We start from the raw sequence: 10,339 nt of genomic DNA on the forward strand, positions 1-10,339 counted from the left end.
GACTGGACCCTGGCTTCGGTCTTCGGCGCGGCGGCGGGCTTCACCGCTGCGGCATCGCTCTGGTCATCACCGCCCTGGTCGGCAGCCTGATCGGTTGCCGGCGTGACGGCGCCTGTCGGCTGGGCATCGCCCTGCCCGGCGGAAGCGACGTGCTGCGGCGCCGGATCGATCGGTTCGGTCGCCGCGACCTGCGGCGCGGGAGCCGGGTCGTCTCGCGGAACCAGCGAGCCGTCAGGCTTCACCATCATGGTCTTCACCTTGCGCGGCGCCACGGCGACGACATCGTTGTTGGTCCCCTTGTCTGCCTCCTGCAGAACCTGGGCGATGCGGTCTTCCGATTTCGGCGCCGGAGCGGCCTGCTGTGGGGTTGCGGGGGCGGCGGCCTGGGCGTCAGCCGGCGCTGGCGCTGCTGCGTCCGGTGCCGGCGCTGCGGCCTCCGGAGCCGGCGCGGCTTCGGCCGGTGGCGGCGCGGCTGCGGCCGGAGCTGCTGTGTCCGGAACCGGCGCTGCCGCGGCCGCATTGCCGGCTGAGTTGGTGCCAGGCGCGGCGTCGGTGTCGTCAGGCGAAAGGTCGACGATCCGGCTCTGCGGGGGTTCCTTCGACGCCACGTCGATAGGTTCCTCGGTGTTGGTCACCAGTTTCTGCTGCGCCGGTTCGGCGGGCTTGGCCGCCCCACCCTTGGCCACGGCGTCATAGACCTTGTTGTCTTGGTTCGGCACCACAGTGCCACCCGGATTTTGCGGCTTGACCTTGATCGGCGAATTGTCCGCCTTCACGATCACGGGCGCTTCGCTGCCGCCCTTGCCGCCAAAGGAGAAGGCGAGAGCGCCGAGACCGCCCGCGACCACAACGGCGCCGACGAGCGCGGCAAGCATCATGCCACGGCTTCGCGGCTTCGCGGCTTCGCGCTCGGCAAAGCCGGGCACAGTCATCGCCTCGTCGAGCTCAGGATCGTAGTCAAGTTCGTCGACGGCGAAGTCGTCCGCCTGCGAGACCGGCCGGCTGCCGGGCAAATCGTCTGCATCGAGTTGGCTTGCAGCTGCGGAATGGGACAGGGTCGCCGGTGCAGCGGCCGTCTCGGCGCGCAACTCGCGGCGGTCGTAGCCGGTCTTGAATCCGGCATTGAGGGAGTCGTCCTCATAGCCCCGGCTCTGCACAGGCGCCTGAGCGATCTCGGTTGCGTTCATCTCGCTAAGCAGGCCGGCAAACTCGGCATCGAGATCGTCATAGGCAGGCGCCGCAGGCTGATCCTCCTCGAAGCTGAGCTCCGGAATGTCGAGGTCGTCGGCCAACGCCACCACGCGCTCCGGCACGTCGACCGTCTCGACATCGGGCATTTCCTCCTGATGGCGAGACTGCGGCGCCGCGGCTGGCTTGGCGTAAGCGGAATAGTCCTTCGCCGGCTCCGCACGATAGGCAGGCGTCGGCATCTGCGGCGCCGGGGCCGGCGTGGCGTAACCGGCATAGTCCTTCGCCGGCTCCGCACGATAGGCAGGCGTCGGCATCTGCGGCGCCGGCTTGGCGTATGCGGAATAATCCTTCACCGGTTCGTAGGCAGGGGCCGCGGTTTGCGGCGCCGTAGCCGCAGGCTGCGTGGCATAAGAGGCGTGCACCGGCGCTGCGACCGGGGTCACGCGGCTCCACGACTTTGGCGGTTCGGCAGGCGCGACCGGCGCGTCCATCTCGATGCCCTTGGCGAAGGCGGCGTCGAAAGCCTCGTCATCGAAATCTATGCTGGGTTCGGCATCGCCTTCGAAGCCCTGCCGGTCGAGTTCGCCGGCGAGCAGCCTATCGAGATCGGCATCGGCGGACTGGGCGGTCTGCGTGCCGTAGGCGGGCTCGTTGCGTGCGTCGAGGTCCCAATCGAGCTCATCGGCCACGCCAGCCTTCTGGTCGGTGTCGCCAGCCGGCTGAACGACCGACCGCGGTTCCGATGCGGCGGCCGGAACAGGAGCAACCGGGACCGGCGCAACCGGAATCGGCCGCGCCGTCATGGCGCCAAGCAGCGCATTGAGTTCGTCTTCCAGGCTGCGCTCGCCTGCGGCCGGCTTAGCCGGCTCGACTGCCGCAACCGGCGGAACCGGTGCCGATACAGAAGGAGCAGGCTCCGCGATTGACGGCTCCGCCGCGGCGACGGGCTCGGCAGCCGGCGCTTCCGGTTCCCCGAACGGCACGTTGTCGAAATTGAGTTCGAAATCGTCTCCGAAGACCTCTTCAGCCGCAGCCTCGTGACCGGCGACCGGTTCAGGATCGACAGCCGGGCCTTCCGGCTCCTCGGCAAGCGCGTCACGGAAGCTGAGCTCGAAATCGTCTTCGAAGACCTGATCGGCTACAGCTCCGTGATCGGGTTGGGGATCGAAGGCGGGCTCGGGATCGGCGGCGAAATGCTCGGCCTCGACAGGCGCCTCGAGGGCCGGCGATGGCTCGTCATCGACCGACAGTTCCTGCTCCAGGATCAGATGCTGCGGCTGATCGATATCCATGGCGATATCAGCCGTCGCCTGCTCAAATTGGGCCTGATCAGATTGGGCCTGATCGAAATGGGCCTGATCAACTGCGGCCCGAACGAATTCGGCCTGATCGGACCCACTCTCGTAGTCTTCAGCGGCGATCGGCTGGTCGACAGCGGCGTGAGCCTCGATCGGCTGCACGTCGGGGCCTTCGGGCTGCTCGATATCACGGTCATCGAAGGCCAACTCGTCCTCGAGCGACATCTGGACCGCAGTGTCGAAATCGGCGTCGAACGCCGTCTCGTCCGCAGGCTCAAGGACAGCAGGCTCGACAGCCGCAGGCTCGGCGGCCGCGGCGGCGCTCTCGTCCGTGTCAGGCTGGTCGTCGATCCAGAAGCCCTCATCCAGCGAGGCCGCCATTTCCTGGTCGACGGAAAGGTCGTCCTGCACGGGCGAGACTTCCAACGAACGCGCGACCGCCTTGTCGAAATCATCGTCGAATGCCGTGTCGGCGGCCGGCTCCGGCGCAGGGGGCGTGGCAACAGCGGGCGTGGCAAAATGGGCGTGATCCGCCGCATCGTCAAAGACGAAATCCCGTTCGAGAGAAGCGGCGAGCTCGTCGTCGCTGAGAGTGGCAGCCCAGTAAGCCGGCGCAGCCTGGGCAGCCTGCTGCGCCACCGGCTCGCTTTCCTCGGCAATGTCGAAGTCGCCCATCAGCTCCTTTTCGAGGTCGATGTCGAAGTCGGCCCCATCGGCAGCCTGGTTCGCGGACGCAGCCTTTGCGGCCGCCGGCGTCTGCGGCCTGACCGGCTGACGCGGATCGAAACCCATGATGCGGGTCAGTTCAGCGAACGGATCGTCGTCGGCGATGTGATTGCTTGCGGCTACTTTCAGCTGGGTTCTGTCTGCCATTATTGTTCCCGAACTCGCACACAGTCGGACGCCATGGACGTCGCGCAGGGTTGGCCCTTACCAGCGCAATGTGGGCAAAAGGTGACAGGCTTTTTAGTCAAACCTAACGCATTTCGGTAGGCGCATCAGCTCCTATCAGCGTCAGGCCGGAGGTCAAAACATCCGAAACAGCCTGCACCAGCCCCAGTCTGGCATACGTCAATTGTGGGTCGTTAACCTTAACAAAACGTAAGTCTGGGTTGTCGGTGCCCCGATTCCAGTGTGCGTGGAAGCTCGACGCCAGATCGTAGAGGTAGAATGCCAGCCGGTGCGGCTCCAGCGCAAGCGCCGCGGATTCGATTAGCCGTGGATATTCAGCGAGTTTCCGGATCAGGCCGATTTCGCCCTCGTCCGTCAGCGACGCAACCGAGGCCACAAGCCGGTCGCGGTCGAAATTCGCTTCGCCCAATTGCTCGCTCGCCTGCCGGAACACCGAGTGGCAGCGCGCCGAAGCGTATTGCACGTAGAACACCGGATTGTCCTTGGACTGCTCGGTGACCTTGGCGAAGTCGAAATCGAGCGGCGCATCATTCTTGCGGTAGAGCATCATGAAGCGGATCGGGTCGCGGCCGACCTCCTCCACCACGTCGCGCAGCGTGACGAAATCCCCTGACCGCTTCGACATGCGGACCGGCTCGCCGTCGCGGAACAGCTTCACCAGTTGGCAGAGCAGGACCGTGAGCTTGACCGTGTCGCCGGCGACCGCTCGAGCCAGCGCTTCGAGCCGCTTGACGTAACCGCCATGGTCGGCGCCGAGCACATAGATGAGATCGACGAAGCCGCGCTCGACCTTGTCCTTGAGATAGGCGACGTCCGCGGCGAAATAGGTGAAAGAGCCGTCCGACTTCACCAGCGCCCGGTCCATGTCGTCGCCGACCGCGGTCGACCGGAACAGCGTCTGCTCGCGGTCTTCCCAGTCGTCCGGCTTCTCGCCTTTCGGCGGCGGCAGCTTGCCTTTGTAGATATGACCCTTCAGCGTCAGGTCGGCGATTGCGGCGCGGATCTTCTTGGCGTTGTCGGCATGCAGCGTGCGTTCGGAGAAGAACACGTCATGATGAACATTGAGCAGCGCCAGATCCTCGCGGATCATCGCCATCATCGCGTCGACCGTGCGATCCTTGACGATCGCCAGCGCTTCGTCTTCCGGCATCTCCAGCAGGCCGAGGCCGAACTGTTCGGCCAGCGCCTGCCCGACGGGTATCAGATAGTCGCCTGGATAAAGGCCTGGCGGAATCTCGCCGACGGCTTCGCCGAGCGCCTCGCGATAGCGCAGCATGGTCGAGCGTCCAAGCACGTCGATCTGCGAGCCGGCATCGTTGATGACATATTCCTTGGTCACGTCGTAGCCGGCGAAGGCCATCAGGTTGGCTAAAGTGTCGCCGACGACGGCGCCCCGGCAATGGCCGACATGCATCGGGCCGGTCGGATTGGCCGAGACATACTCGACGTTGGCCTTGCGGCCGCCGCCGATCTTGGAGCGGCCATAGTTGCGGCCCTCGCCGAGCAGCACTGCCAAATGCGCCTGCCAGAAGCCGTCCTTCAGCCGGAGATTGACGAAGCCCGGGCCGGCAACTTCGGCCGAAGCGATGTCGGCATCGCTGCGCAGCGCTGCGGTCAGCTGCTCGGCCAGCGCGCGCGGGTTCTGGCCGGTGGGCTTTGCCAGCACCATCGCCGCATTGGTGGCAAGGTCGCCATGACTGGCGTCGCGCGGCGGCTCGACCGCGATGCGCGACAGATCCAGCGCTCCGCCATCCTTGTCCTTCAGATCAAGGGCTTCGACGGCTTTTGCGATCCGCGCGTTGAAATCGGCGAAGATATTCATCGGGTATGCTCTGGGCTTTAAGAGGGACCGGCTGCTTGGCCGACAAAATCGTGGCTCGCCCTAGCCCAAATCCGGCGTATGGTCAAACAATCGCCTGTGCTCCTTGAGCGCATAGGTATCGGTCATTCCGGCCAGGAAATCGGCGACGCTGCGCGCCTTGATGCGATCCTGCGCCCTGTCGAGCCCTTCGCGCCAGCCGTCCGGCATGGCGCGCGGGTCGGCGAAATAGACATCGAACAGGTCGCGGACGATCTGCTCGGCGTCGGCCCGCACGCGCATCACTTCGGCATGCCGGTAGAGATGCTTGTAAAGAAAGGCCTTCAGCTCCTTTTCGGCTGCCGCCATCTCGGCCGAGAAGGTGACCATCGTCTCACCCGCGGCCCTCACCGCATCGGCGCTGTCCGGCTTGAGGCGCTCGATATTGTCGGCAGCGGCAGCAATGACATCCTCCACCATCAGCGTGATCTGCCGCCGCATCAGCTCGTGGCCGGTGCGAACGTCATCGAGTTGCGGATAGCGGGCGCGCACGCGCTTCAGGATCGAGCCCGGCAGGCCGACGTCTTCCAGCATGTCCAGCGTCAGCAAGCCGGCGCGCAGGCCGTCGTCGATGTCATGCGTGTTATAGGCGATATCGTCGGCGATCGCGGCACACTGCGCCTCGATGCCGGCGAAGCGGTCGAGCTCGAGGTCGTGCAGTGCGGAATAGTCGCGGATCGCCTGCGGCACGGCGCCCTTGAGCCCCTTCCCGCTTGCATTGGTAAGCGGCCCGTTATGCTTGACCAGCCCTTCCAGCGTCTCCCAGCTGAGGTTCAACCCGTCGAACTCGGCGTAGCGCCGCTCGAGCCGGGTGACGACGCGCAGCGACTGCGCGTTGTGATCGAAGCCGCCCCAGCCGGCCATCTTTTCGTTCAGCGCCTCCTCGCCGGTATGGCCGAAAGGCGTGTGACCGAAATCGTGCACCAAGGCCACTGCCTCCGCCAGATCCTCGTCGACGCGCAGCGCGCGTGCCAGGGCGCGGGCAATCTGCGCCACCTCGATCGAATGCGTCAGCCTTGTGCGGTAGTGATCGCCCTCATGCGCAACGAACACCTGCGTCTTGTGCTTCAGCCGGCGGAAGGCGGTGGAATGGATGATGCGGTCGCGGTCACGCTGGAATGGCGTGCGGGTCGGGCTTTCCGGCTCATCGAACAGGCGGCCGCGCGAGCGCGCCGGATCGCTCGCGTAAACGGCGCGCGGCCGGTAGCCGAAACCGATATCGCCGAGAGCACCCTTGCCCATTCGCCCACCAGTTGACTTGCCCCCCTCAGCTTCATACCTATCATGGGAAACCGAAAGCAAGGTGACGCCGATGGGCGCGGATGCCAAGACTGCCATGAAGGTCGAGATGACCGAAGCGGCCGCGAAGCGGATCGCCAGGATTCTGGCCGGCGAGCCGGGCAAGAATGCCTTGCGCGTTTCCGTCGAAGGCGGCGGCTGCTCCGGCTTCTCCTACAAGTTCGATCTCGTCGACAGTCGCAACGACGACGACGTGGCCATCGAGAAGGATGGCGCCACGATCCTCATCGACGACCTCTCGCTGGTCTATATGGGCGGCTCGGTGATCGATTTCGTCGATGACCTTATGGGTCAGTCTTTCCAGATTCGAAACCCGAACGCTGTCGCCTCCTGTGGCTGCGGCACCAGCTTCTCCGTCTAGCGGGCCGCCATGCCCACGATAGGCGCGGTCCGTCAGGTCGCGCTGTCGGCCGGGCGCGATCTCGATAGAACGCTGGCTTTCTGGCACGATGTGCTCGGCATGAGCGTGCATGCGCGCTACGATCCGCCGGGCATCGCCTTCATCATCGCGGGCGGCGTGCGGCTGTTCTTTGGCGACGGCGTGCCCCCTGGCACCGTCTATCTCGATATCGCCGGCCTCGAGGCCTTCCATGCCGAGGCGAAAGCCGCCGGTGTTCCTTTCACCGCGTCGCCGGCGCTGGTCCATCGCGACACCGAGGGCCGGTTCGGTCCGGCGGGGGAAAGCGAATGGATGGCCTTTCTAAAGGATCCGGCAGGCAATACGATCGGCCTCGTCGAGCGCCTTGCGCCGGAAGAACATTGAGGTCCGCATGAAGATCGTCACCTGGAACATCAACGGCGTTCGCGCCCGCATCGGCAACCTCACCCACTGGCTGACCGAGAGCGCGCCGGACATCGTGTGCCTGCAGGAGATCAAGACCGTCGACGACCAGTTCCCGCGGGCCGAGATCGAGGCGCTGGGCTATAATGTCGAGACCAACGGCCAAAAGAGCTTCAACGGCGTCGCTCTCCTGTCGAAGCTGCCCTTCGACGAGGTCAATCGCGGTTTGCCTGGCGACGATGCCGACGACCACGCGCGCTTCATCGAAGGCGTCTTCTCGACCGATAAGGGCGCGCTGCGGGTCGCCTCCCTCTATCTGCCGAACGGCAACCCAGTCGATGACGAGCGGAAGTTTTCCTACAAGCTGTCATGGATGGCCAGGCTAGAGCGCTGGGCGGAAGAGCGGCTGAGGCTCGAGGAAGCGCTGGTGCTGGCCGGGGACTATAACGTCATCCCCGAGCCCGCCGACGCCAGGTTCCCCGAAAACTGGCGCAGTGACGCACTATTCCAGCCGCAGACACGGCAGGCCTTCCGCCGCCTGAAGAATCTCGGTTTCACGGAGGCCGTGCGCGCCGTGACCGATTCGCCGGATGTCTATACTTTCTGGGACTATCAGGCCGGCGCCTGGCAGAAGAACAACGGCATCCGCATCGATCATCTGTTGCTGTCTCCCGAAGCCGCTAACCGCTTCTCGTCGGCCTCGGTTGAAAAGCACGTCCGCGCCTGGGAAAAACCTTCCGACCACGTGCCAGTGGCCATCGATCTGCGCTTGCAGCCGGTCTGAAGGCGCTGCTTGCGGACTCTTGCCGAACCCTGATGTCGCCACAAATCGTGTGTCTGATGCGGGATTGTTGCGGGGTTCGATGGCGATCCGATTTGTTCTTTGCCCGGTCGGCCTTGCGCTGGCATTTGCCGCGCCGGCGCTCGCGGCCCCGGAGTGTCTTGCCAACGGCAAATCGTTCAAGCTCGGTGAGACGGCCTGCCTGACCATTGCCGGCGAAAGTCACCTCGCCCGCTGCGACATGGTTCTCAACAACACGTCCTGGACGAAGGTCCAGGACGACTGCCCCGGCGAGAATCAGGCGCCGAAACTGCACCCGACCTCGATCACGGCGCCGACGGAACCTACCGAAAATTGAAGCCGAAGCTGCGGCCTACTGGTCGCCGTTGTTGCCCTTGGTCAGGATGTCGTCGGCGAGCGAAATCGCCGTGCGACGGTCGGCTTCGCCAGCCGCGGCGAAGGCCTCTTCCTGCATGCTACGGATCCAGGGCTGATCCGCCGGCGGGGCACGCTCCAAGGCAGCCGTCATCATCGCCAGGCCGCGCACGATCTTGCCGCTCTGGAACAACAGATTGCCGAGCGTCGCCTGCGCGCCGGCATGGCCTTTTTCGGCCGCGAGCTGCAGCCAGCGCCCGGCCTGCTTGACGCTGGCCTTCACGCCGCCCTCGCCTTTCAGGAACATCTGACCGATCTCGAACTGCGCGTTCGGGTTGCGGTAGTTGGCGGCGGCGCGCATGTAGTATTCCTGCGCCGCAACCTCGTTCTCCTCGACCGGGCTGCCGGGGATACCTTTGCGCAGATAGTCGCCGAGCGCGACAAGCGCGTCGGAGACATAGCTTTCCTCGGGCGAGCCGGGCTCGACATCCTGATCGACGATCTCGGAGAAGAACTTGAAGGCCGCATAGTCGTCGCGGGCCACGCCGTCGCCCTGGGCATACATGCGCGCAAGCTTCCAGGTGGCGCCGATCTGGCCGTTCTCGGCGGCATATTTATAGGCCTCGACCGCTTGGTCCTTGTGGCCGTTCTTGTAGGCGGAGAAGCCGAACTGGAACACCGCCCACGGGCTCGACTGCGGCTTGACCCCGGTCTTGTCGTCGAACACCTTGTCGTCGAAGGCCATGACCTGCCCGACGGCGCCCAAGGTCGCCACCGCGACCAGTGCCGGCAAGACAAATGACCTCAACACCTCAAATGTCCGCATAGCAGTGTGTTTCTTTTGCGCCGCCCGGATGGGTGACCGCACCGTCACGGGCCGACCCTACGGTCTGCGCATATTTCCAGATCGCGCCGGACTGATAGTCGGTCTTGCGCGCCTTCCATTTCTTGGCCCGGGCCCCCAGTTCGGCATCCGACAGCGCCACCTCGATCGTGCCATTCACGGCATCGATAGAGATCACGTCGCCATTCTTGATGAGCCCGATCGGCCCGCCGACCGCCGCCTCCGGCCCGACATGGCCGATGCAGAAACCACGTGTAGCACCGGAAAAACGCCCGTCGGTGATCAGCGCCACTTTGCCGCCCATGCCCTGGCCGTAGAGCGCTGCCGTCGTCGACAGCATCTCGCGCATGCCCGGACCGCCGCGCGGCCCCTCGTAGCGGATGACGAGGACCTCGCCCTCCCGGTAATTGCGCTGCGTGACCGCTTCGAAGCACTCCTCTTCCGAATCGAAGCAGCGCGCCGGGCCTGAGAATTTCAGCTCCGACATGCCGGCGATCTTCACGATCGCGCCTTCGGGGGCGAGGTTGCCCTTCAAGCCCACAACGCCGCCTGTCTTGGTGATTGGCCGATTGGCGGGACGCACAACATCCTGGCTCTCATTCCAGGCAACGTGCTCCATGTTTTCGGCCAAAGTGCGGCCAGTGACCGTCATGCAGTCGCCATGCAGATAGCCGTGGTCGAGCAGCGTCTTCATCAAGAGCGGAATGCCGCCGGCCTCGAACATGTCCTTGGCGACATATTTGCCGCCGGGCTTGAGGTCGGCGATGTAAGGCGTCTTTTCGAAGATCGCCGCCACGTCGAAGAGGTCGAACTTGAGACCCGCCTCATGCGCGATCGCCGGCAGATGCAGTGCCGCGTTGGTCGAGCCGCCGGTGGCCGACACGACCGTCGCGGCATTCTCCAAAGCCTTGCGGGTTACGATGTCGCGCGGCCGGATGTTTTTCGCGATCAGCTCCATGACCTTTTCGCCGGAGGCGAAATTGAACCGGTCGCGCGACAT

At 64.9% G+C, this 10,339-nt stretch carries 9 protein-coding genes; 4 read left to right on the forward strand and 5 right to left on the reverse strand.

Annotation, left to right across the window (positions count from 1 at the left end):
- From EOA32_RS26825 to EOA32_RS26835, 3 genes are all read right to left on the reverse strand, one after another.
- Positions 1-3,362, reverse strand: a 3,362-nt coding sequence (locus tag EOA32_RS26825; protein WP_128373317.1) for a hypothetical protein, incomplete at its 3' end; no start/stop codon positions are given.
- A 103-nt stretch (positions 3,363-3,465) separates the two neighbouring features.
- Positions 3,466-5,223, reverse strand: a complete 1,758-nt coding sequence (gene argS / locus EOA32_RS26830) for an arginine--tRNA ligase (protein ID WP_128373318.1) — start codon at positions 5,221-5,223, stop codon at positions 3,466-3,468.
- A gap of 60 nt (positions 5,224-5,283) precedes the next feature.
- Positions 5,284-6,501, reverse strand: coding sequence for a deoxyguanosinetriphosphate triphosphohydrolase (locus tag EOA32_RS26835; protein ID WP_128373319.1), 1,218 nt, complete (start codon positions 6,499-6,501; stop codon positions 5,284-5,286).
- Positions 6,502-6,571: 70 nt separating this feature from the next.
- Here EOA32_RS26835 and erpA point away from each other — a divergent pair, with 70 nt between their 5' ends.
- The 4 genes from erpA to EOA32_RS26855 all read left to right on the forward strand — a co-directional run bounded on the left by erpA (position 6,572) and on the right by EOA32_RS26855 (position 8,478).
- A complete protein-coding gene (gene erpA / locus EOA32_RS26840) occupies positions 6,572-6,919 on the forward strand; it encodes an iron-sulfur cluster insertion protein ErpA (protein WP_066999964.1) in 348 nt (115 codons plus the stop codon).
- A gap of 9 nt (positions 6,920-6,928) precedes the next feature.
- Positions 6,929-7,321, forward strand: coding sequence for a VOC family protein (locus EOA32_RS26845; RefSeq protein ID WP_066999961.1), 393 nt, complete (start codon positions 6,929-6,931; stop codon positions 7,319-7,321).
- 7 nt (positions 7,322-7,328) lie between these two features.
- Positions 7,329-8,123 (forward strand): exodeoxyribonuclease III, encoded by a 795-nt coding sequence (xth, locus tag EOA32_RS26850; protein WP_128373320.1) that lies wholly within the window; start codon positions 7,329-7,331, stop codon positions 8,121-8,123.
- 79 nt (positions 8,124-8,202) lie between these two features.
- Complete coding sequence (locus tag EOA32_RS26855; protein WP_066999955.1) at positions 8,203-8,478, forward strand: hypothetical protein; 276 nt, start codon at positions 8,203-8,205, stop codon at positions 8,476-8,478.
- Positions 8,479-8,493: 15 nt separating this feature from the next.
- Here the strand turns inward: EOA32_RS26855 and EOA32_RS26860 are convergent, their stop codons facing one another.
- The gene (locus tag EOA32_RS26860) at positions 8,494-9,321 is read right to left on the reverse strand and encodes a tetratricopeptide repeat protein (protein WP_066999951.1); all 828 of its coding nucleotides are present in this window, start codon (positions 9,319-9,321) and stop codon (positions 8,494-8,496) included.
- Positions 9,308-10,339, reverse strand: a 1,032-nt coding sequence (locus tag EOA32_RS26865) for a dihydroxy-acid dehydratase (RefSeq protein ID WP_189407396.1), incomplete at its 5' end; no start/stop codon positions are given. The genes EOA32_RS26860 and EOA32_RS26865, both read right to left, overlap by 14 nt.

It is taken from the genome of Mesorhizobium sp. M1A.F.Ca.ET.072.01.1.1 (genome assembly GCF_004023325.1).
Lineage (GTDB): Bacteria > Pseudomonadota > Alphaproteobacteria > Rhizobiales > Rhizobiaceae > Mesorhizobium.